The sequence below is a fragment of the Paenarthrobacter sp. TA1.8 genome, from assembly GCF_048595705.1.
GTDB classification, from domain to species: Bacteria; Actinomycetota; Actinomycetes; order Actinomycetales; family Micrococcaceae; genus Arthrobacter; species Arthrobacter nitroguajacolicus.
Window position 1 is genome coordinate 4,343,009 of sequence record NZ_CP184287.1, and the last position, 21,912, is coordinate 4,364,920.

The 21,912-nt window shown below is 62.7% G+C and carries 20 protein-coding genes; 15 read left to right on the plus strand and 5 right to left on the minus strand.

Going from position 1 to position 21,912, the window contains the following annotated elements:
- Window positions 1–100: 100 nt before the first annotated feature.
- Window positions 101–2,275, minus strand: a complete 2,175-nt coding sequence (locus ACNAOT_RS20235; RefSeq protein ID WP_420179154.1) for an MMPL family transporter — start codon at window positions 2,273–2,275, stop codon at window positions 101–103.
- 166 nt (window positions 2,276–2,441) lie between these two features.
- On the opposite strand from ACNAOT_RS20235, the gene ACNAOT_RS20240 reads away from it, so the two are divergent.
- The 5 genes from ACNAOT_RS20240 to ACNAOT_RS20260 all read left to right on the plus strand — a co-directional run bounded on the left by ACNAOT_RS20240 (window position 2,442) and on the right by ACNAOT_RS20260 (window position 6,566).
- On the plus strand, window positions 2,442–2,981 hold the full coding sequence (locus tag ACNAOT_RS20240; RefSeq protein ID WP_364308988.1) for a MarR family winged helix-turn-helix transcriptional regulator: 540 nt from the start codon (window positions 2,442–2,444) through the stop codon (window positions 2,979–2,981).
- 69 nt (window positions 2,982–3,050) lie between these two features.
- Complete coding sequence (locus ACNAOT_RS20245) at window positions 3,051–3,866, plus strand: methyltransferase domain-containing protein (protein WP_091469920.1); 816 nt, start codon at window positions 3,051–3,053, stop codon at window positions 3,864–3,866.
- A gap of 100 nt (window positions 3,867–3,966) precedes the next feature.
- The gene (locus ACNAOT_RS20250; RefSeq protein WP_420179155.1) at window positions 3,967–4,341 is read left to right on the plus strand and encodes a YciI family protein; all 375 of its coding nucleotides are present in this window, start codon (window positions 3,967–3,969) and stop codon (window positions 4,339–4,341) included.
- A 45-nt stretch (window positions 4,342–4,386) separates the two neighbouring features.
- Window positions 4,387–5,565, plus strand: coding sequence for an RNA polymerase sigma factor (locus ACNAOT_RS20255; protein ID WP_420179156.1), 1,179 nt, complete (start codon window positions 4,387–4,389; stop codon window positions 5,563–5,565).
- A gap of 17 nt (window positions 5,566–5,582) precedes the next feature.
- A complete protein-coding gene (locus ACNAOT_RS20260) occupies window positions 5,583–6,566 on the plus strand; it encodes an aldo/keto reductase (protein ID WP_420179157.1) in 984 nt (327 codons plus the stop codon).
- A gap of 28 nt (window positions 6,567–6,594) precedes the next feature.
- On the opposite strand, the gene ACNAOT_RS20265 is transcribed toward ACNAOT_RS20260, so the two are convergent.
- Entirely contained in the window at window positions 6,595–7,668 is a 1,074-nt protein-coding gene (locus tag ACNAOT_RS20265; protein ID WP_420179158.1) for a DNA polymerase IV, read from the minus strand.
- 171 nt (window positions 7,669–7,839) lie between these two features.
- On the opposite strand from ACNAOT_RS20265, the gene ACNAOT_RS20270 reads away from it, so the two are divergent.
- Both ACNAOT_RS20270 and ACNAOT_RS20275 read left to right on the plus strand, forming a co-directional pair.
- A complete protein-coding gene (locus ACNAOT_RS20270) occupies window positions 7,840–8,463 on the plus strand; it encodes a LysE family transporter (protein WP_420179159.1) in 624 nt (207 codons plus the stop codon).
- 73 nt (window positions 8,464–8,536) lie between these two features.
- Window positions 8,537–8,893 carry a hypothetical protein gene (locus ACNAOT_RS20275; RefSeq protein ID WP_420181205.1) on the plus strand — a complete coding sequence of 119 codons (357 nt, stop codon included), beginning with the start codon at window positions 8,537–8,539 and terminating at the stop codon, window positions 8,891–8,893.
- A gap of 12 nt (window positions 8,894–8,905) precedes the next feature.
- On the opposite strand, the gene ACNAOT_RS20280 is transcribed toward ACNAOT_RS20275, so the two are convergent.
- Window positions 8,906–9,949: a LacI family DNA-binding transcriptional regulator gene (locus tag ACNAOT_RS20280; RefSeq protein ID WP_420179160.1), complete on the minus strand. Its 1,044-nt coding sequence runs from the start codon at window positions 9,947–9,949 to the stop codon at window positions 8,906–8,908.
- Window positions 9,950–10,134: 185 nt separating this feature from the next.
- On the opposite strand from ACNAOT_RS20280, the gene ACNAOT_RS20285 reads away from it, so the two are divergent.
- The 3 genes from ACNAOT_RS20285 to ACNAOT_RS20295 are packed head-to-tail and all read left to right on the plus strand — an operon-like array spanning window position 10,135 to window position 13,573.
- Entirely contained in the window at window positions 10,135–11,175 is a 1,041-nt protein-coding gene (locus ACNAOT_RS20285) for a nucleoside hydrolase (RefSeq protein WP_420179161.1), read from the plus strand.
- Complete coding sequence (locus tag ACNAOT_RS20290) at window positions 11,175–12,620, plus strand: MFS transporter (RefSeq protein WP_420179162.1); 1,446 nt, start codon at window positions 11,175–11,177, stop codon at window positions 12,618–12,620. The genes ACNAOT_RS20285 and ACNAOT_RS20290 overlap by 1 nt, the downstream gene beginning before the upstream one ends.
- Entirely contained in the window at window positions 12,617–13,573 is a 957-nt protein-coding gene (locus ACNAOT_RS20295; protein ID WP_420179163.1) for a ribokinase, read from the plus strand. The genes ACNAOT_RS20290 and ACNAOT_RS20295 overlap by 4 nt, the downstream gene beginning before the upstream one ends.
- A 70-nt stretch (window positions 13,574–13,643) precedes the next feature.
- Here the strand turns inward: ACNAOT_RS20295 and ACNAOT_RS20300 are convergent, their stop codons facing one another.
- The gene (locus ACNAOT_RS20300; protein ID WP_420179164.1) at window positions 13,644–13,964 is read right to left on the minus strand and encodes a hypothetical protein; all 321 of its coding nucleotides are present in this window, start codon (window positions 13,962–13,964) and stop codon (window positions 13,644–13,646) included.
- A 99-nt stretch (window positions 13,965–14,063) separates the two neighbouring features.
- Here ACNAOT_RS20300 and ACNAOT_RS20305 point away from each other — a divergent pair, with 99 nt between their 5' ends.
- From ACNAOT_RS20305 to pabB, 3 genes are all read left to right on the plus strand, one after another.
- On the plus strand, window positions 14,064–14,669 hold the full coding sequence (locus ACNAOT_RS20305; protein ID WP_091469900.1) for a TetR/AcrR family transcriptional regulator: 606 nt from the start codon (window positions 14,064–14,066) through the stop codon (window positions 14,667–14,669).
- 107 nt (window positions 14,670–14,776) lie between these two features.
- A complete protein-coding gene (locus tag ACNAOT_RS20310; protein WP_178995839.1) occupies window positions 14,777–15,337 on the plus strand; it encodes a low molecular weight protein-tyrosine-phosphatase in 561 nt (186 codons plus the stop codon).
- Entirely contained in the window at window positions 15,334–17,367 is a 2,034-nt protein-coding gene (gene pabB / locus ACNAOT_RS20315; protein ID WP_420179165.1) for an aminodeoxychorismate synthase component I, read from the plus strand. Before ACNAOT_RS20310 ends, pabB begins: the two co-directional genes overlap by 4 nt.
- A 22-nt stretch (window positions 17,368–17,389) precedes the next feature.
- Here pabB and cls read toward each other — a convergent pair whose 3' ends face one another.
- A complete protein-coding gene (gene cls / locus ACNAOT_RS20320) occupies window positions 17,390–18,790 on the minus strand; it encodes a cardiolipin synthase (RefSeq protein WP_243836856.1) in 1,401 nt (466 codons plus the stop codon).
- A gap of 158 nt (window positions 18,791–18,948) precedes the next feature.
- Between cls and ACNAOT_RS20325 the strand changes: the two genes are divergently transcribed.
- Both ACNAOT_RS20325 and ACNAOT_RS20330 read left to right on the plus strand, forming a co-directional pair.
- Complete coding sequence (locus ACNAOT_RS20325; protein WP_420179166.1) at window positions 18,949–19,890, plus strand: aminodeoxychorismate lyase; 942 nt, start codon at window positions 18,949–18,951, stop codon at window positions 19,888–19,890.
- A 257-nt stretch (window positions 19,891–20,147) separates the two neighbouring features.
- A complete protein-coding gene (locus ACNAOT_RS20330) occupies window positions 20,148–21,602 on the plus strand; it encodes an amino acid permease (RefSeq protein ID WP_420179167.1) in 1,455 nt (484 codons plus the stop codon).
- Window positions 21,603–21,912 lie beyond the last annotated feature (310 nt).

The window sequence follows — 21,912 nt, forward strand, 5'->3', positions numbered from 1 at the left end:
CGTGGTCCAAACCCGTCTCAGTGCTCGGAATTGATGGCGCGACGCCATGGTGCTGGAGCGCCGCCCGGCCCTCACCAGCTGAGGGCCGAGCAGGCCGAACTCACCGCCCCACCGGTGCCTCTTCCTCCTCGCGAGGAGCGACCGGCGCCGACGAAGACTCACGTGCCAGCTTCCCCGGCCACCAGATCTTGCTGCCGATGTCGTAGGCAAGCGCGGGAACCAGCAGGGAGCGGACCAGCACCGTATCCAGCAGCACACCGAACGCCACAATAAACGCGAGCTGGACCAGGAACATGATGGGGATGACACCAAGGGCCGCAAACGTAGCGGCCAGGACCACACCGGCAGAGGTAATGACACCGCCGGTAACAGCCAATCCCCGCAGGATTCCCGGACGTGTCCCATGCTTCAACGACTCTTCACGGACACGGCTCATCAGGAAGATGTTGTAATCCACGCCAAGGGCCACCAGGAACACGAAGCCGAAAAGCGGCACGGTAGCGTCGGCGCCGGAGAATCCGAAGACTCCATTGAAGACCCACGCTGAGACACCCATCGCGGCACCGTACGAAAGCACCACGGAGAGCACCAGCAGCACTGGCGCCACCACGGATCGCAGCAGCAGCATCAGGATGAAGAGGATGACCACCAACACAATGGGAATGATGACCACCAGATCGCGTTGGGCAGTGGTGTTGGTATCCAGCGCGGTGGCAGTCACGCCACCCACCAAAGCGTCGGCGTCGGCGTCCTTAACAGCCACCCGCAGCGACTTCACCGCTTCTTCTGCTTCAATCGAATCTGCAGCCGAGTTCAACGTGGCGTTGATCAGAACCCTGCCATCGCGGACAGCCGGGTCAGCAGGAGTGCCGGGGGCGCCCGTGATCGGGACATTACCGTCGGCCAATAGGTACGCGTCGCCCACACCGTCGGCCGCCTTGACCTTCTCCAGCACCTGCTGCGCAGCACCTTCGGAAGCGACCACGACGGCGGGGCTGCCGCTGCCGGCGTCGAAGTGGCGCGCCAGCGCTTCCTGGCCGTCGACGGCGTCGGATGCGGAAAGAATGACGTCCGTTTGCGGAACCCCGTTGGCCTTCAACTGCATCAAGCCGGTCGAAGCGGCAAGGAGCAGCAGGACCGAAGCCACCCACACAACGCGCGGCCGCTTGGAGACCAGCCGACCCGTGGCGCGCCACAGACCCTTTTGCCCCTCAAGTCCGGTGACAATCTCAGGTTCGCGTTCGTCGTCGGGCAGCAGCTTGGGCCGGAAGGGCCAGAAGGCGGCCCGCCCAAGCAAAGCCATCAACGCGGGCAGAAGTGTGAGCGCGGCGAACAGGGAGCAGAGGATACCGGCAGCCGCCACAGGACCCAGGGCCTTGTTGGAGTTCAGGTCCGAGAAGAGCAGGCAGAGCAGTGCGATGATCACAGTGGCACCAGAGGCAAGAATTGGTTCGAACGATGCCTTCCAAGCCGTGATGACCGCCTGCGTGCGGTTAGTGGTGTGGGTCAGGGCTTCACGGAACCTCGCAACATACAGCAGCGCGTAGTCGGTGGCCGCACCAATCACAAGAATTGAAAGGATGCCTTGGCTCTGGCCGTTCAGTTGGATCCAGCCGAGCTTGGCCATGCCGAACACCAGCAGAATCGCGGCGCACAAGGCGAAGACCGAGGTGAACAGCACCGCCAGCGGCAGCACCACGGAGCGGTAAACCAGCAGCAGGATCACGAACACGGCACCCAGGGCAACCAACAGCAAAATGCCGTCGATCCCGCCGAACGCGTTGACGAGGTCGGCGGTCAGGCCGGCGGGCCCAGTGACGAACGCCTGCATTCCGTCCGGGGCACCGGGCTGCACGACGTCGCGCAGCTCCTGGACTTTCTCCCGCAGCTCATCGGAGGACGCCATGGGAACAATGAACTGGACGGCTTTGCCGTCTTCGGACGGAATAGGCCCGACGACGGCGCTCCCCAGCTTAAGTGCCTCAATGTCGGCTTTCAGTTGGGCTGCTTCGCCCAGCTGAGCCGGGGTGAAGGCAGTGTCGTTCTCCACGATGACCACGGCCGGAATCTCTTCGGAGTCCCGGAACTTGGCCTGCCAGTCGCCAGCTTCCGTGGCTTCTGCACCGGCGGGAAGGAATGATGCCTGGTCGTTTGAGGAGACCTCCTCCAGTCGCCCAAAGGTGGGGCCTCCAATGCCTGCGATGCCGAGCCACGTTATGACCAGCACCACGGGCACCAGCCAGCGCAGCCAGAACGGTACTTTCTGCGAGTTCATGAGTCCTTCTTCTCTGGGGATGCTTCAGGGGCTTTATTCCATCATAGATTATCTCTATGATGGAACTATTCCAAGAGCGCCGAGAAGCGAATGCCAGAATCCCCTACGGCTGGGAGTAATATCCGGAAGGCAGTAAATACGAGACGACGCTGGCAGGAGGGCGGACATGTCGGACTCAACAGTCCCGCGCCCTGAGGCGAGCCGCCCGGAAACGGGCCAGGATACGAACCGTCCCGAGACCGCCGCTCCCCAGGAACTTGTGCGGCTCCTCCAGGACTTCACCCTCGAAGCCAACCACTACGTGGACGCCGCAGGCGGGCGGAACGACATGCACCGCACGGACTTGAACGCACTCGCCGTCATCATGCGCCACACGGCGGCGGGGAAAGTGGTCACGCCTGGTGTTCTCCGCGCCGAACTCCGGCTCAGCTCCCCCGCCACCACTGCGTTGGTTGATCGCCTGCATGCATCGGGGCACGTAGTACGCGAACGTCTTGGCACCGACCGGCGGCAAGTCCAGTTGCAGATGACGCCCAAGGCGTACCGGGATGGCAGCGCCATGTTCATGCCGCTGGCTATCCGCATGGGCAAGGCCATGGCCGCTTACAGCCCCGAGGAACTGGAGCTTGTCACCCGGTTCATGACGGACATGGTGGAAGCCACCTTGGCAGCGCGTGAGGAAGCCACCCAACCCGAACCCAACTGAGTCGCATTTGTGCGCGTTTTGACCGCCCAAAACGCGCACAAATGCGACCCAGTTGGGTAGCGTTTCCCTATGAACGCGCAGCAGCCTGAAGATGTCTATACCCACGGGCACCACGAGTCGGTTGTCCGGGCCCACGCCTCACGGACGGTCGAGAACTCGGCCGCGTTCGTGATCCCCCATCTCACCCCCGGAACATCAGTGCTCGACGTCGGATGCGGACCAGGCAGTATCACCTGCGACTTCGCGGGGCTGGTTGCCCCTGCCCAGGTAATCGGTTTGGACCGGTCAGCGGATATCGTCGCGCAAGCCACAGAGCTGGCAACCGACCGCGGCGTGGACAACGTGACCTTTCAGACCGGCAACATTTACGACCTCGACTTCGAGGACGAATCCTTCGACCTCGTCCACGCCCACCAAGTCCTCCAGCACCTGACCGACCCCGTCGCCGCCCTCCGCGAGATGCGCCGGGTGGCCAAACCCGGCGCCATTGTTGCCGTCCGCGACGCCGATTTCCACGGCATGAGCTGGTACCCCGAAGTCCCCGAATTGGACGACTGGATGGAGCTCTACCAAAAGATCGCCCGACGCAATGGAGCAGAACCCGACGCCGGCCGTCGCCTGGTTTCGTGGGCCCAGCAAGCAGGTTTCACCCAGGTCGCACCGACCAGCAGCAACTGGCTTTACGCCACCGCCCAGCAGCGCGCGTGGCAATCAAGGGTCTGGAGCGAACGCGTGCTGCACTCCGCGTTCGCCGAGCAAGCCCTGGAGTATGGATTCGCCAACGAGGCCGACCTCGCAAGGATCGCCGCGGGCTGGCACCGCTGGGGAGCAACCGATGACGGCTTCTTCCTCATTCCGAATGGTGAGGTCATAGCCCGGGCGTAGTCGCCACAAAAAATTCGCCCAACCATGTAGAAAAGCCCGCCGCAGTTCCGACCCATGAGTGAAAGCACCCACACAGGGCGCTCCTCACAAGGAGTTTGAGATGAAATACATGATCATGATGTTCGGATCGGCCGAGGGCATGATGGAGACCGCCGACCCGGCTTGGATCCAGGAAATGATCGGGTTCATGATCCAGATCGACAAGGACCTGACGGAGTCCGGCGAAATGGTGTTCAACGCCGGACTGGCCGACGGCAGCACCGCGAAGCTCGTCAAGCAGACCCCGGGCGGCGTCATCACCACGGACGGCCCGTACGCAGAGTCGAAGGAGTCGCTGGTGGGCTACTGGGTGGTTGACGTGGCCAGCGAGGAACGTGCCGTTGAGATCTGTTCAAGCATCGTGAAGTACGCGCAGGTGGTTGAGCTTCGCGCAGTTCAGGAAGCTCCGCCGCAGGAAGCTTCGCCGGAGGTCTAACTGGGTTCCCCGCGGGATACGCGACTGGAGGACCTGCTGCGCACGTTGGCGCCGCAGGTCCTCGGCGTGCTGGCCCGGACGCATGGACAGTTCGACGCTTGCGAGGATGCCGTCCAGGAAGCACTCCTTGAGGCCGCCCTTCAGTGGCCCTCCGGGCTGCCCGACAATCCCAGGGCATGGTTGATGGCGGTCGCATCCCGCCGGCTGGTGGATATGTGGCGCAGCGAAAGCGCCCGCCGGGCCCGCGAGGACCGAGCCGCGGGCATGAACGTTGATTTCTCCTACAGCTCCGTATCAGAAGCCGATGACACCCTCACGCTGATGTTCCTCTGCTGCCACCCGGCGCTATCGGCACCGTCGCAACTCGCCTTAACGCTCCGGGCCGTCGGTGGACTCACGACGGCGGAAATTGCCTCGGCCTTCCTGGTCCCCGAAGCGACCATGGGACAACGCATCAGCCGCGCGAAACAGGGGATCCAGAAGGCGGGAGCCACGTTCAGCATGCCGCCGGCTTCCGAGCGCAAGGCAAGGCTCGGCGTCGTACTTCACGTGCTGTACCTGATTTTCAACGAGGGCTACGCGGCAAGCTCGGGTCCGTCGCTTCAGCGCGAGAAGCTGACCACTGAAGCCATCCGGGTTGCGCGCCTGCTGGTGGCCGTCGCACCGCGTGAACCGGAGGCCGTGGGCCTGCTGGCGTTGATGCTGCTGACCGATTCCCGACGCACGGCGCGTGCGCTGCCAGACGGAACACCCGTCCCGTTGGCGGAACAGGACCGACGGCTCTGGAACCAGACGCAGATTGAAGAGGGCATCGCACTGCTGTCCTCCGTCCTGGGACGCGGGGCCCCCGGGCCGTATCAACTTCAGGCCGCCATCGCCGCTGTGCACGCGGAGGCCACCACCGATGAGGAGACTGACTGGCCGCAGATCCTCGCCCTGTACACAGTCCTAGAAGCAGTGGCACCCAGTCCCGTGGTCACGCTGAACCGGGCCGTAGCTGTGGCCATGGTGCATGGACCCGGCGCCGGGCTTGAGCTGCTGGCCGGGTTGGATGGCGCGCTTGGCCGGACGCACCGCTTGGACGCTGTCAGGGGCCATTTACTGGAGATGTCGGGCTCCTATGTGGAGGCCCGCGCCGCGTACCTTTCCGCCGCCAAGAAGACCGGAAGCCTGCCTGAACGAAAGTACTTGATGGGAAAAGTAGCGCGGATGGACGAGCAATAACCCATATAGTCGAAACCATGGAACAGCGCATACTTGGCAAGACCGGCAGGTCCGTCTCAACTGTCGGACTGGGAACGTGGCAACTCGGAGCCGACTGGGGTTCCGTCACCGAAGAGGACGCCTTTGCCGTCCTGGAAGCCTCGGTGGAAGGCGGCGTCAACTTCTTCGACACAGCCGATGTGTACGGAGACGGCCGCAGCGAGCAGTTCATCGGACGCTTCCTCCAGGCACATCCGGACCTGGACCTCACTGTTGCCACCAAAATGGGCCGCCGTGTGGATCAGGTCCACGGGAACTACACCTTGGAGAACTTCCGGACGTGGACCGACCGTTCGCGGCGCAACCTGCAGCAGGACACCCTGGACCTCGTCCAATTGCACTGCCCTCCCACGTCCGTCTACAGCAGCGACGAAGTCTACGACGCCCTGGACACTTTGGTCAGCGAAGGCACCATCCGCAACTACGGCGTCAGCGTCGAGCGCACGGATGAGGCCCTTGAGGCCATCAAGCGCGGGAACACCGCCTCCGTGCAGATCATCCTCAATGCTTTCCGTCTGAAGCCCCTCGACGAGGTGCTGCCCGCAGCGAAGGAAGCAGGCGTTGGCATTATTGCCAGGGTGCCGCTTGCCTCTGGTTTGCTGTCCGGGAAGTACACGCCGGACACCGAGTTCCCTGAGGACGACCACCGCAATTACAACCGCGACGGTTCTTCGTTCGACGTCGGCGAGACGTTCTCCGGCGTCGATTTCGCAACCGGTGTCAGAGCCGCCCAGAAGTTCAGCGGCTTAGTGCCCGACGGCGCCAGCACCGCACAAGCGGCTCTCGCCTGGGTCATCGCCCAGGACGGTGTCACCTCGGTCATTCCCGGAGCACGATCCGCTTCGCAGGCAGCCGCAAATGCCGAGGCCGGTGGGATGCAATCCGTCGGGGCAGGGCTGGCTGACGGAGTCCGGGATATCTATGACCGCTACTTCCGCGAAGCGATCCACCCGCGCTGGTAGCTGCCGGGCCGCCGTCGGGCGTTGGCTTTCACCAGCCGCTGCGCGTCGGCGTATGTCCCTTTCGGGCTTCCTCGGGCATGGACATTTCGGCGCGCAATCCGAGGAGCCGGATGGGACGGTCCGGCTCCATTTTGGCGGTGAGGTCCAAGGCCTGCGTGAGGACTTCATCCCTGTCAAAAGTCTCGGGGATCTTCCTGGCGTAGGTCTTGGTGAAGAACGGTGCGTAGCGGACTTTCAGGGTCAGCCCGATCACCGGGCGTCCCTCCGCTGCGACGTCTCCCAGGACCTGCGCCGTCAACTCCTTCACGGCGTCCTCGATTTGTGAGTGGTCGGTGAGATCCTGCTGATACGTGGTCTCCCGGCTGTGCCCGCGGGCGACCCACGGGGTGTCATCCACCTCGCTGGAACCTTCCCCGCGTCCCAACTGGGCGTACCAAGGTCCCATCTTGGGGCCGAATTCGGGGACGAGATCCTGGGGATCGCACGCGGCAAGCTCAGCCACCGTGGTGATGTGGTGTTTCGCCAGCCTTTGCGACACTTTGCTCCCGACACCCCACAGCTCCTTGGTGGGCTTTTCGCCCATGACGTCGAGCCAGTTGTCCTTTGTCAGCCTGTAGATGCCGGCAGGTTTGCCAAAATCCGTCGCATTCTTTGCACGGACCAAAGTGTCGCCGATGCCCACGCTGCAGTGCAGCCGGGATTGCTCCAGGACGGCGGCTTGGATCTGCTTGGCATAGGCTTCCGGGTCCTCAGTTTCGACGCCAACGAAAGCCTCGTCCCAGCCCAGCACTTGAACCGTGGCACCGGGCTGTGCGCGCAGGGTGGTCATCACCACGTCCGAAGCCGCCAGGTAGGCCTCTTGATCCACCGGCAGGATGATGGCGTCCGGCACCTTACGGGCTGCGATCCTCAGAGGCATCCCGGAGCCGACGCCGAAGGCCCTTGCTTCGTAGGATGCCGTGGATACCACGGCCCGTTCCGTAGGATCTCCCCGACCACCCACAATGATCGGTTTCCCCGCGAGCTCAGGCCGGCGAAGGACCTCGACAGCCGCAATGAACTGGTCGAGGTCTACGTGCAGTACCCACGGGATTCCGCTCACGGCACCAGTTTGCCCTATGGCCCGGGGCGGTGGCTGTACCTTCACCACCTTCTTTGAGCTGCGGGAGCGCGAGAATCAACCAACTCCGGGTGCATTCCGCCTCGTAGGCCACCAAAGTAGGTGGTGACGGCGCGCGACCAAACCACCCACCTACCGGGCATAAGCTGAGGTGTGCAGTTTTCACTTTGGCTGGCCCTGGTTGGTGCCGGCACCCTGATCAGTTTCACTCCCGGCGCCGGCGCCATCTTCACCATGAGCAACTCGCTCAATTCCGGCTTCCGACGCTCCATCTGGGGCATTCTCGGGCAGCAGGTGGCCTTGGTCATCCATATCGTCATCGTTGCCCTGGGCGTGGGCGTCCTTGTTTCCAACTCACCCGTCATCTTCAATGTCATTCGCTATGCTGGCGCCGCGTATCTGGTGTACCTCGGGATCAGGCAGTTCCTGCGCAAGCCGGATTTGGACGAGGAAAAGGTCGACAGCCAAAAGAACGAGTCAGCCCTGTCCATGTTCCAGCGCGGCATCTGGGTGAACCTGCTGAACCCGAAAGCCATCGTGTTCTTCCTGGCGTTCATGCCGCAGTTCATCAGGCCGGACCAGCCGCTTCTCCAGCAATATGCCGTGCTGACAGTCACCGTCCTGGTCATCGACATCCTGGTGATGTGGTTCTTCTTCGCTTTGGCGGCGAGGTCCTTCCAGCGATTTACCCACGACCAACGCGGCCAGAAAGTACTCAACCGCGTCTTCGGCTGCCTGTTCGTACTCGTGGGCATCCTGCTCGCAGTCATTCACTAGTCGGCAAACCTGCCCCAGCGAGGCAACCCGGAAGCGAGGCAACCCTGCCGACCCTGGTGCTACCGTCATGGGCATGGAGCCGGACTGGATCGAACACCGACGCGCGGACGACGGCGAGCACGTGGGTTGGATGAAGCCCATCGATGACGGGTTTGTTGCCGTGGATTTGCTGGGCCGTCCCCGGACCGACGTTGTGGACTGGTTGAGCGCCGAGGAAACTCTTGACGATCTCGGGCTGAGTTACCTCGCCGACCCTCACGAGTTACGGCTCGACGACGGCGGTTGGTTGCGCGTGCGGATAGCGGAAGTGACGCCGTCCGTGGTTCGAGTGAAGAAAGAGGACTGGGGCGACATGACAGCTCCCCAGATCTACTTCACGGTTTCGCTGCCCGTCACGGAGGACCAGCTTCGCCCCCTATCTCCTCGCTAGAAACGCTGCCCCTTAGCGAAAAGACGTAGATCCCCGCACCACCAGCGAGCTCTCGAGCGTCACATGCGATTCCTCCAGCGGCAGGCCTTCCATCAACCCCCGCAGCTGCTCCCCCGCTTTGCGTCCCAAGGGCGTCGCAGGCAGGTGGACGCTGGTGAGGCTGGGGTTGCTGGTGGCCGAGTAGGGCAGGTCATCGAAGCCTGCCACCGCCAGCTCCTCAGGGATGCGCACACCTTCAACGCGGGCTTCCTGCAGCACGCCGTAGGCATGCGTATCGGTACCGCAGACGACGGCGGTGACCCCCTCGCGTTGCCACTCCGGCCAGGCAGCGGCGAACGCGGCGGCGGCAGCACCGACGTCGATCGGGGTGCTGATGACGTGCCCGTCAGCCACGGAAAGTCCACAGGAGGCAGCCTCTGCCAGGAAGGCTTCGCGCCGCAATTGGAAGGTGGTTGTACCCGTCACGCCGTCCACGTAGGCGGCCCGGGTGTGTCCTGAAGCGGCCAAGTGCCGGGCCAGCTCGCGGGCGCCTTGGGCGACATCGAGATTCACGGAAGGCGCGTAGGACTCAAGGCCCGGCGCGTCCAGCAGCACCAGCGGCCCCGCGGGTGACAGTTCCTCCAGGAACTCCGCACTGGGGGCACCTACCAGCAAGCCGGCAGGGCGGAGTGCCAGAAGTTTGCGGACGTCATCGGCCTGCGGTGATTCTCCGGCGTCGGTCACGGAGAGCAGCAGCTGGTATTCGGAACCCAGTGATTCCCGAACACCGGCGATGACGTTGGCAAAGAAGGGGTTGGAAACGTCCGGCGTCACCAGGATGACAATCGAGCTGACACCGCGCGCAAGGGAACTGCCAATGCTGTCCACCACATAGCCGAGTTCGGCGATGGCAGAACGGACGCGGGAAATGTTGTCCTCGGATACCCGCCCTTGCGTTTTTCCGTTCGCCACCAGTGACACGGTCGCCGTCGAAACGCCTGCCCGGGCGGCCACCATCGCAGCCGTCACGCGAGGTGAGCGGGGCGCGCGGCCGCGGCGCCGATCCAGGGATTCCATGCATCGATCGTAGCGTTCATAAACCGCTCTGACCTGCGAGAAGGCATCAAGCGCTTGACGTAGCGAGCAAATGCAGAGCGTTAAGCGTTTGACGTACCCCGCAAAGCAGTGCCAAAATTCCCCTGAATGCTTAGCGCCCTGCCCCGGGCAACTACCAGGCAGGCCCCAATGACGTGGAGAGAACCGTGGAACCCAACACCGTGACACCGGCACGCAAGAAAATCATTCTTGACTGCGACCCTGGCCATGACGACGCAGTGGCATTGCTGCTGGCGCACGGCAACCCGGACATCGAACTGCTGGCGGTGACCACCGTGGTGGGAAACCAGACTCTGGAAAAAGTCACCCGAAACGCCCTTTCCGTAGCCACCATTGCCGGCATCACGGGCGTCCCCTTTGCTGCAGGCTGCGACCGCCCCTTGGTGCGCACCATCGAAACGGCCCCCAGCATCCACGGCGATTCCGGCATGGACGGCCCGGAGCAGCCCGAGTCCGCTATCGAGCTGGACCCGCGCCACGCCGTCGACCTCATCATTGAAACCGTCATGGCACATGAGCCGGGCACGGTCACCCTGGTCCCCACCGCGGGCCTCACCAACATTGCAATGGCCGCCCGCAAGGAGCCGCGCATCGTGGAGCGCGTGAAGGAAGTTGTCCTCATGGGCGGCGGTTACCACGTGGGCAACTGGAGCGCCGTGGCTGAGTTCAACATCATCATCGACCCCGAAGCCGCGCACATTGTCTTCAATGAAGAGTGGCCCTTGGTAATGGTCGGCCTGGACCTCACGCACCAGGCGCTGGCCACGGACGAGGTAGTGGACCGCATCGCAAAAATTGGCACCAAGCCGGCCAAGTTCGTCATGGAACTCATGGACTTCTTCCAGAAGACCTACAAGGATGCCCAAGGCTTCGATTTCCCGCCGGTCCACGACCCCTGTGCAGTCGCCTACGTCATCGACCCCACCGTCATGACCACCCGCAAGGTCCCCGTAGACATCGAACTGCAGGGCAAACTCACCCTCGGTATGACCGTTGCAGACTTCCGCGCACCCGCCCCGGATGACTGCCACACCTCCGTTGCCGTGGACCTGGATCACAAGAAGTTCTGGGATTTGGTCACCGATGCTATTGAACGGATCGGCGAACCAACGCACGACGTCGGCGCTGACGCCACCGCTGCAGTCAACGCCACGGCCGAGGCAATCCTGGCAGGGGAAGCCAAATAATGTCCTCCCCCTCAACAGAATCCAAATCCACCCGCGGCAACGTCACCGCCCTCATGGTTGCGTTGCTGGCCGCCTGCGTGGCCTTCCAGCTCAATGCGTCCATGCTCAGCCCCGCACTGGTCACCATGGGCAACGAACTCAACACGGACCAAGCCACCATCGGCCTGTCCCAGACCTGGTTCTTCACCGCCGCAGCCCTCTTCTCCCTCTTCCTCCCGCGCCTCAGCGACATCGTTGGCCGTAAGAAGATCCTCGTTGGGATGATGCTCCTGATGGCTGTCGGCTCGGTCATCGCAGCAATGGCGCCCGACGTCACGTGGCTGTTCGTGGGCCGCATCATCCAGGGCGTCAGCGGCCCAACTGTTCCGCTCTGCCTGATCATGCTCCGCTCCGCGGTCTCCAATCCGCGCAAGTACGGCACCCTCATGGGCCTCATCACCGCAGTCAACGGCGGCGTGGCCGGCGTCGACTCATTCGTAGGCGGATACTTCGCTGAGAACTTCGGCTTCCGCAGCATCTTCTGGTTGATGGTTGCACTCGCTTTGGTAGCTACCGTCCTGATCGCCGTCCTCGCAGGCGAAAGCAAGCCCGCCGCCGGCACCACCATGGACTGGCTGGGCGTGTTCTTCATTGTCATCGCCGTCGGTGCCCTGCTGACCGCACTGAACGAGGGCGCAAAACTGGCCACGGCCTTCGACGCCGGCACCCTGACCCTCGCGATCGTGCTCACGGTGATTGCCGCCGTCGCGTTCTTTGCGTTTTGGAGTGTGGAAAAGCGCGCCAAGCAGCCCATGGTGGAAACAGTGCACCTGCGCCAGCGCTCCACGTGGGCTCCGCTGCTGACCACCACCCTCACCATGACGGGCATCTTCGCGGTCATCAACGGCATAGTCCCGGCCTATGTTCAGGCAGCTGATCCCGGTTTCGGCGTTGGCCCCACCGAGATGTCGCTCATCATCCTGACCCCCTATGCACTGCTTGGCTGGCTGTTCGGCCCCATCAGCGGCCGCCTGGCGCCTGTCCTCGGCTACACCAAGGTCCTGCGCATCGGCCTTGTCGGCAGCCTCGTGGCACTGGCCATCATCGCGTTCTTCGGACTCAACAACCTGCCCATGATGATCGTGGGCACGGCCTTGCTGGGCATCATGTACGCAGGTACGGTCAACATCATGCTGAACGGATTGGGCGTGGTTCTCTCACCCCAGGGCAACCCGGGCTTCCTGCCTGGCATGAATGCCGGCGCGTTCAACCTCGGCGCGGGCCTGAGCTTCCTTGTCCTTCCTGCGGTCCTGGTGGCCACGTCTTCGCTCAATGACGACAAGGCTTCTTATCTGACCGTTGTGGTGGTGGGCCTCGCCATCACGTTCGCTGCCTTCGCCGCGTCGTTGCTCATTCCGAAGCCCGTGGACGCAGAAGTGACCGAGAACGAAAAGGTGGCCGCATGACCAGCGCACCCAAGGCGGGAATCGTCGTCGTCGGCTCCCTCAACGCAGACCTCACCATCTACTGCGACCGCCTCCCCCAACCCGGCGAGACAGTCCACGGCAACGGTTTCGCAGTGAACCCCGGCGGCAAGAGTGCCAACCAGGCGGTGGCTGCCAGCAAGCTCGGCGGGCATGTAACCCTGATCGGCGCTGTGGGTGACGACTCCAACGGCACCATGCTCCTTGAATCGACAGCCAACGCCGGCGTGGACGTTTCGCGGGTCCGACGCTCCGACGTCGCCACCGGTGTCGCAGTCATTTCCGTGGATGCCAGCGGCGAGAACAGCATCATCATCTCGGCCGGCGCCAATGGCACCCTGAGGCCGTCGGACGTTACGCCCGAGGGCTTCGAGGACGCGGCTGTGGTGTGCCTCTGCCTGGAGGTGGGGACCGATACGGTCATCGCCGCCGCCCAAACAGGGCACGACGCCGGCGCAACAGTTCTATTGAACCTCTCGCCTTACGCCGAGGTGCCGGAGAGTTTGGCCAGGTTGAGCGACGTGCTGCTGGTGAATGCGCACGAGGCGTCACTGTTCCTCGGCGCAGAAGCCGACGTACCCGACGCCGAGGCTGGCGTGGAGGCGTGGGAGCCGGTCCGGAGCCAGTTTGCGGACCGGGGTTTGCAGCGGGTTCTGGTCACTCTCGGCGCACATGGTTCCGTGGTCCTGGATTCGTTGGCGCGTGGCACTGAAGACCAGATCATGCGCATTGCCCCGACGCGTGTTTCTGCGGTTGACACTACGGGCGCCGGCGATGCCTTCACTGGTGCTGTCGCTGCACGTTTGGCCGCTGGTGATTCCTTGGCGGATGCTGCATCCTTTGCCTCAGTGGCGGCCGCGTTGGCTGCAACGAAGAAGGGAACGCAGGCCGCATACCCGACCATCGCCGACGTCGAGCGGCTGCGGAACGCTTAGTCCCGGCGTTGCACCCAACTGGGTCGCAATTGAGCGCGTTTTGAACCTCCAAAACGCGCTCAATTGCGACCTACTTGGGTGAAGCGGATTTGCGGGCAGCGCGTTGGGCAGCGCGCTCTACGGCCTTGCGGCTCAGGGCGCCGTGGCCGGCCATGAGCCTGGGCACCACAACGTAAACAGCCGCGGGAACCACAAGGGCCGTTAGCATCAGTGCGCGCAAGACGGGGTGCCACGAGTCCATGACGGGCCCCAGGAGCAGCATGCCGATGGACACGAGCGGGAAGATGGCCAGCCACGTAATAACCGCGCGAACGTGCACGGACGGCATGTGAGGGCGGGGTGCCGGCGTTGTGGGCTCGGTTGTGATCTCGGAGGTTGTTTGTGTGGTCATGGCATTCTCCAACTAAACGGTTGCTTTTGGCTTGGGATCACAATAACCCCGCTCGCCCACAATTACAACCATCTAGTTGGAAACTGGTAATATGACCTTATGGCGTGGGACACAGAGCGAACTAAAGGGCTGCTGCTCGAAGCAGCAACGTCCGAGTTTTGCGCGCGTGGACTGGCCGGTGCACGCATTGACCGCATTGCGGCAGAGGCGGGTGTCAACAAGGAGCGGATCTACCAATACTTCGGCAACAAGAATGCGCTTTTCGACGCCGTAATCGTCACCGCCCTGAGCTCACTCATGGATGAAGTTCCCATCGAGGGCAGCGGTCCCGAAGCAATGGCAGACTACGCCGGCCGGCTCTTCGACCACCACCAGAAGGATGCCACGGCACCACGCCTCCTGTTTTGGGAAGGGCTCGAACGGGGCGCGGAGGTTGTCGGACTGCCCAAGCGGATGGCCAACTGCGCCTCCAAGGTCAATAGCACTATCGCCGCCCTCCCTGGCATTTCCAAGGAAGACGCCGGGGACCTCCTCATCACCATCGTGAGTTTGTGCGACGCCGCCCCCGTGCTCCCTGCGCTCGACGGACTCATGGCCGGGGACTATCCGGGCAGGGCCGAAAGGCGACGCGCCGCCGTCGTACGCACCGTTTACCTGGCCGCCGCAGCGCTGGCCGCCGAAGCACGGGAAGCCACTCCCGCCTAGCGCAAGCACCTGCTGGAAGCGCCGGCGTGACAGCTTTGACAGGAAAAGTGACTCACTTGTGAAGTTCCCCCTAGCCAAGAGGGGGCGCCATGAATCATGCTTGCTGCATGTACTCAACGACGAGCCCATACCGCATCATCACGGTCTGCACTGGAAACATCTGCCGCTCGCCCATGGCAGCGCTCATGCTTACCGAAGCCTTCGAAGCGGAAGGGCTCGGCCGGCTTGTAGTGGTGGACTCCGCGGGCACTACAGGGTACGAGGTTGGACACCCCATAGACCCCCGTGCCGCACGCGTCCTGACCGCACAGCACCTCACGTCGGAGGACCACGTTGCGCGCGAGTGGCGGCGGGAATGGTACGCCGAACGTGACCTGATCCTCGCACTGGACGTTGACCATTTCGGATGGCTCCAGGAAGGCGCGCCGGATCACTCCTCACTCGAAAAAGTTCGGATGCTCCGCAGCTTCGATCCGCACATGGCGGGCCGCAGTTCCCTGGACCTGGGCATCGAAGACCCTTGGTACGGCGGGCACGCGGACTTCGATAACACGTGGACGCTCATCAAGGCCGCCATCCCCGGGATCGTGCAGTATGTCAAGGCAGCCATCAGCTCCGCGCAGTCCGCGGCAGGCCAGGACCACCAGCAGGTAACCTCTATGACATGACCCCTGCACCTGTGATCATCGCTGTTGACGGCAGGTCCGGCGCAGGAAAAACCACGCTGGCCGTTGAACTGGCGGCCCGGTTGCGGCAGCACCACAAGGTTTCGCTGTTCCATCTCGAGGACATCTACCCGGGCTGGAACGGTCTCATGCCGGGCATCGAGCGGTACGTCGGCACGGTCCTGAAGCCGCTGAGCGAGGGCCAGGCGGCGGAATGGACCAGTTGGGATTGGGAGAAGCATTACGACGGCGGCCTGAACGTCACGCTGCCCGCCGAGATAGTCATTGTGGAAGGCGTAGGAGCGGCAGCGGATGCAGCCCGTCCCATGCTGGATGCCGTGGTGTGGGTGGAATCCCCAGGTGACGATCGCCGTCGTCGGGCTTTGACCCGTGACGGAAGCACCTACGAACCTTACTGGGACAGCTGGGCAGCCCAAGAGGACGAGTGGCTTTCAGCCGATGCGGTGATCGGCGCCGCCGACGTTCGCGTGCAGAACCTTGCGGACGGCAGCGCACCGGATGATGTACTGCGTGCCCTCATGTATCTGCCTCCGGTTGCCGCCATTTTGTCGCCGGAACTCAGCGCCCGCCGAGGACTGCAATTGCGCTCCGAGCGCCTCGAGATGACGCCCGACGCAGCGCTTCTCTTCGCTTCCTTGTACGGCAAGTCCAAAAACGCGGTGTGGCTGGATTCTTCCAATGCCTCCGCGGTCGCCGGCCGTTCACAAGCGGCCGCCCGCAGCCGCTTCAGCATCTTGGCAGACGACGGCGGCACCTTCGGCCAGTCGGTGCTTCACCGGTCCGGGACTACCCAAGTGACCGCCGGTTCCGCCACCGTGAGCACCTCCGGGCCGTTCTTCCGCTGGCTCGATTCTGTCTGGGGCCGCCGCGCCGTCCGCGCACCCCGCGGTTACGACGGCCAGTTCACTCTTGGCTGGCTCGGCTACCTCGGCTACGAACTCAAGCGCGAAACCGGCGGCAATGACGTTCCCTCCGACACCCCGGACGCGGCCCTGCTCTTTGCCGGTCGGGCTGTGGTGCTGGACCATCGCGAACAAACTGTCTGGCTGCTTGCCTTGGACGCTCCCGACGCCGAGGAATGGTTCCGGGAGGCCCGCGCCGCCGTCGAGGCTGCTGTCGCCGCTCTTGACGTCGCCGTTTCTGTGTCATCCGGCCCGGTTCCCGAATTCGTCAGCCGCGACTCCGCCACGGATTACAAGCGCAAGATCGCGGACTCCCAGCACGAAATCAGCGAAGGAAACTCCTACGAGATCTGCCTGACCACTACGTTGGAAGCCCCCGCTGGCAACTTGGATCCTTGGGCGGGTTACCTCAGCCTTCGACGCCGGAACCCGGCACCGTTCGCCAGCTACCTTCGGTTCGGCGAACTGGTGGTCGCGAGTACCTCGCCCGAGCGATTCCTCCGCATATTGTCCGACGGCGGCATGCGTGCGGAGCCGATCAAGGGGACACGCGGCCGGTCCTCCGACCCCTCCGAGGACGCTGCTTTGCGGCACGATCTTGAGACGTCGCTGAAGGACCGTGCGGAGAACATCATGATCGTGGACCTGCTGCGCAACGACCTCAGCCATTTCGCCATCCCGGGTTCGGTGACCGTCAGCCGGCTGTGCGCGATCGAGAGCTACGCAACGGTCCACCAAATGGTGAGCACCATAGACGCGCACCTTCGTCCGGGGGCTCCGCGGGCGGAAGCCTTGGCAGCAGCCTTCCCGGCCGGGTCCATGACAGGTGCGCCGAAGATCAGCACCATGGACATCCTCGACCAACTCGAATCCGGGCCTCGGGGCATCTACTCCGGCGCCATCGGCTACTTCTCCTTGAACGCGGCCACGGACCTTGCCGTGGTGATTCGCACTCTGGTGGTCAATCCCGATAGCGCTGGCGGGCGAACCCTGTCACTCGGCGTGGGTGGAGCTATCACCGCGGATTCCGTTGCGGACGATGAGTACGAGGAAATCCGGACTAAGGCATTCGGCGTGCTGTCCACGCTTGGCGCTGAATTCCCGGGCTGAGCCGCTAGTCCACAGTTGAGGGCTACTGGAGCGTCGCAGTCAATCTGGCTACGTTATCCACATACTTCGCCAGCGGGGGTCTATCCATCCAGTCTTCCAACATAAGCTCACGGGACACCTCGCGATACGTGGACTCCACGGCCCGCATGAGGTTCACGGTTTCGGCGCCGAGGAGCATCACCGAGACCTCCATGTTCAGGGAGAAGGAGCGCATGTCCATATTGCTGGAACCAAGAACGGCCACTTCGTCATCGATGGTGAAGTGCTTGGCGTGGAGGACATACGGCGCCCGGTACAAATAGATGCGAACCCCTGCATCCAAGAGGGCTTCGTAGTATGAACGCTGGGCGTGGTGAACCAGGAACTGGTCCCCCTTTTCCGACACGAAAAGCTCCACGGCGACACCTCGCTGCGCTGCTGTGGTGATCGCATACAGCAGGGAATCATCAGGGACAAAGTAGGGGCTGCAGATGGAGATCGTGTGCTGCGCCGAATAGATCAGGGTGTTGAACAAGCGGAGGTTGTTTTCAGTGGCGAAACCTGGGCCACTCGGCACTACCTGGGCTGTAACGCGACCAGGCGGAGGCTGTGTTGGCAGCCGCAGTTGGTCTTCCAGGGACTCGTCGGTTTCGCTGAGCCAGTCCGTTGCGAAGACGACATTCAAGGTAGCGACGATCGGTCCCTCAAGCCGGGACATAAGCTCAACCCATTTGCGTCCCACCTTGTGGTGCTTTGGGTTGTTGTAGGAAGGCTCGATCAAGTTCTGAGAGCCGGTGAAAGCGACCAGTCCGTCGATCACCATGATCTTGCGGTGGTTCCTCAGGTCCGGGCGCCGCCACTGACCGTGAATGGGCAAAAGCGGGAGCATCCGCTTCCACTGGATCTTGCTTGCCTTCAGTCTTCGGATCAGGCGGCGGTATCCCTTTACCCGAAGCGTTCCAATGTGGTCGAAAAGGAGCCTCACCGTGACACCGCGCTCGGTCGCCTTCTCCAGCTCAGTCAGAAGCTCATCGGTGACGGAATCGCTGCTCATGATGTAGAACTCCGCGTTGACGTAGTCCTTCGCGCTCCGAACCGCCTCGGCCATGGCTTTGATCGACTCCTCGTAACCGGGAATCAGTTCAACCTTGTTGCCGTCCACCATTGGCAGCGAACCAAGACGGTGGTTCAGCTCACCCGCCGACTTCACCCATTCCGGGCCTGAATAGACACTCACTGGATCTGCAAGGTCGGAAGTGACGGCACGCACGCGCCGATTCACTTCTTCCTGCTGTTCACGCCGGCGCTTGGACAGTTTGAAATTGCCAAAAAGGAGGAAGAGGACGAACCCTACGGATGGGATGAGGAACACAGCCAAAAGCCAGGCCATGGCGGTGGTGGGACGCCGGTTACCGGGAATGATGCCCAAAAGGACGATGCGCATGATCACTTCCGCGATGGCCCACGCGCCTAACAACCAGGTCCACTCCTGGCCAAACGGAAAAGGAAAGAGCACCTGCAAACCCCCACGGTCCAAGAACAACAGTGACCACAGCCTATCCGGCAAAGTCGTGCGCCACGGCCCCGCACTAAGCTGGGACCATGACTTCACCTGCTCCCACGGTCCTGGTTTTCCTTGACCCCGCCTTCGAAAACGGACGCATTGCCGATTCAAGCCAGCCACAGCTCATGGCTACCGACCTTGGCGCGACCCGCGGCGACGGAGTGTTCGAATCACTCCTCGCTGTTCAGGGACGGCCCCGCAAGGTCCAGGCCCACCTGAACCGGCTGAGCAGTTCCGCCGCAGCCTTGGACCTGGTACTTCCGGAGCAGGATGCCTGGCGCAAGGCGATCGACACCGCCATCAACGAGTTCCGCGATGTCCACCCGGCTCCCACGCCGGAGGAGGACGAGGTTGTGGTCAAGCTGATCGTGACCCGCGGTGTCGAAGGTGCAGCCAGCCCCACATGCTGGGTGCAGGCTTCGCCCTCACCTGCGGGCAGTCGCCGACAACGCGAGACGGGCATCGACGTCGTACTTTTGGACCGTGGCTTCGACACCGAAGCCGGCGAACGGGCGCCGTGGCTGTTGCTGGGTGCCAAGACGCTCTCTTATGCAGTAAACATGGCTGCGCTGCGCTTTGCGCATAAGCAGGGCGCAGATGATGCCATCTTCACCTCCACGGATGGCCGCGTGCTGGAGGGCCCAACCTCCACTGTTTTGCTGGCTCACCTTGAAACAGTCGACGACGGCGAAGGTTCCGTAAAGACCATACGCCGCCTCATCACGCCGCAGCATGACAGCGGAATCCTGCCCGGCACCTCGCAGGGCGCACTGTTCGCAGCGGCAAAAGCTGCCGGCTGGGAGCTCGGCTATGGGCCGCTTGTGCCGCAGGACCTGTTTGATGCCGACGCCGTATGGCTTATCTCCAGCATCCGTTTAATTGCCCCTGTGAACCACATCAACGGCAAGGAAATCGGCACACCGCCTGTTCGGAAGCAGCTCACAGCCGAGCTCAATGAGCTGTTCGCAGGCATCGAGTAAATCGCTGGGCTTCCAAGGCTTTTCGCTGATGAAGCCCCGCTAGAACCTAGCAGGTCACAAGTAGAGTAATTGCTCGCATGACTCAATGATTAGAAACTCTTGGGCTCGACCATGAGCGCCCAGTGCGTTCAATCACGTTTCTTATCCTCCTTGAAATGATCATTCGTCATGTGATGAATCTTGTTCTCGTGTTAGTTGGATCACGTCCCACTAGTACGACTACTTCAGACTTTGCTGGCTAACTTCCCGGAGGGAATATGGGACTCAGCTCCCCCACAGAAGCCGAAGCATCGGCAACCGAGGCACAGTCCCAGACTGGCGCCTCACAGACAGGACTTCGCCGGTCCATGGAGGCCCGGCACCTGGTGATGATCGCCATGGGTGGCGTCATCGGCTCTGGCCTGTTCGTTAGTTCCGGATACACCATCTCCACCGCCGGCCCCTTGGGCGCCGTGATTGCCTTCCTCATTGGCGCCGTGGTGGTCTACCTGGTGATGGCATGCCTCGGGGAGCTCGCTGTTGCGTTCCCCGTCTCAGGTGCCTTCCACATTTATGCCGCCCGCACCATCGGCCCGGCTACTGGCTTTGCCACGGCCTGGTTGTACTGGCTCTGCTGGGCTGTGGCTCTAGGTTCCGAGTTCACCGCAGCGGGCTTACTCATGCAACGCTGGTTCCCTGGCGTCGACGTCTGGATCTGGTGCTTCGTCTTCGCCACGGTCCTGTTCACCCTCAATGCCATTTCATCGCGCGTCTTTGGCGAATCGGAGTTCTGGTTCGCGCTGATCAAGGTTGCCGCCGTCGTCGGCCTGATCATTCTGGGCGGAGCCGCATTGGCTGGCTTCCACCCTCTGGCCGCTGGCGAGTATCCGTCCTTTGGCGAGAACTTCAGCACGCCGGACGGCCTCTTCCCGAACGGATTCACCGGCGTCTTCGTCACGTGCCTGGCGGTCTTCTACGCTTTCTCGGGCTCCGAGCTGATCGGCGTTGCCGCTGGAGAAACTGCAAACCCCGGGGCGAACATCCCCAAGGCAATGCGGACCACCGTCATACGACTCATGATCTTCTTTGTTGGTGCGATCGTGGTCATCGCCGCCACCATTCCCTACGAACAAGTCAGCGTGGACGAGAGCCCGTTTGTCACCGTCTTCTCCATGCTCGGCATCCCATACGCCGCGGACATCATGAACTTCGTGATCATCACGGCACTGCTTTCCGCGGGCAACTGCGGGCTTTTCTCCTGTGCACGCATGCTTTTCTCGCTGGCCGACGAAGGCCACGCCCCCAAGGCCTTCCGTAAACTGACCAAGCGCGGGATCCCCATGGTGGCCCTCTGCGTCAGTACGCTGGGTGGCCTGGCTTCGCTGATCAGCAGCGTTGTTGCCCCGGCCACTGTCTACTTGGTGCTCGTTTCCGTGGCCGGTTTCGCGACCGTTGGCGTTTGGATGTCCATCGTCGCTTCACACTTCATCTACCGCCGGACGTTCATCAAGAACGGTGGAGACCTCAGCACGCTTCCGTACAGGGCTCCGTTGTTTCCGCTGGTACCGATCCTCGCGTTCGCGCTCTGCCTGGTATCGCTGATCGGCATCGCGTTCGACCCCAACCAAGTAGCTGCACTCCTGTTCGGCGTTCCGTTCGTGGGTGCCTGCTACGCCATCTTCTACTTCAAATACGGACGGCGCCGGTCGCTCAAGAAGACTGTGGACGCTTAGGACTTTGTGGTCCGTGGCTTCCTGACCTTCTTTGGAAGTCAATCAGCCCTTGGGCAGCCCTTCCCGGTTGCCCAGGGGGCTGATTCAATGACAACGGGGGTCACGACCCCACGCCTCGTGCCGCCACCACCCACATTGAATCCTGGTTGGCTCCGACACGCCCGCCAAGGGGTGTGTCACAGCCCTGTTGGACGCCAAAGTAAGTGGTGGCAGCACGCCCTGGTTGGATCCTCTGAGAACTTACGACGGCGGCCCTCGCCCTGCCTGCCCGCGCTTACCTTCGCGCCCTCCTGACCTTCTTTGGAAGTCA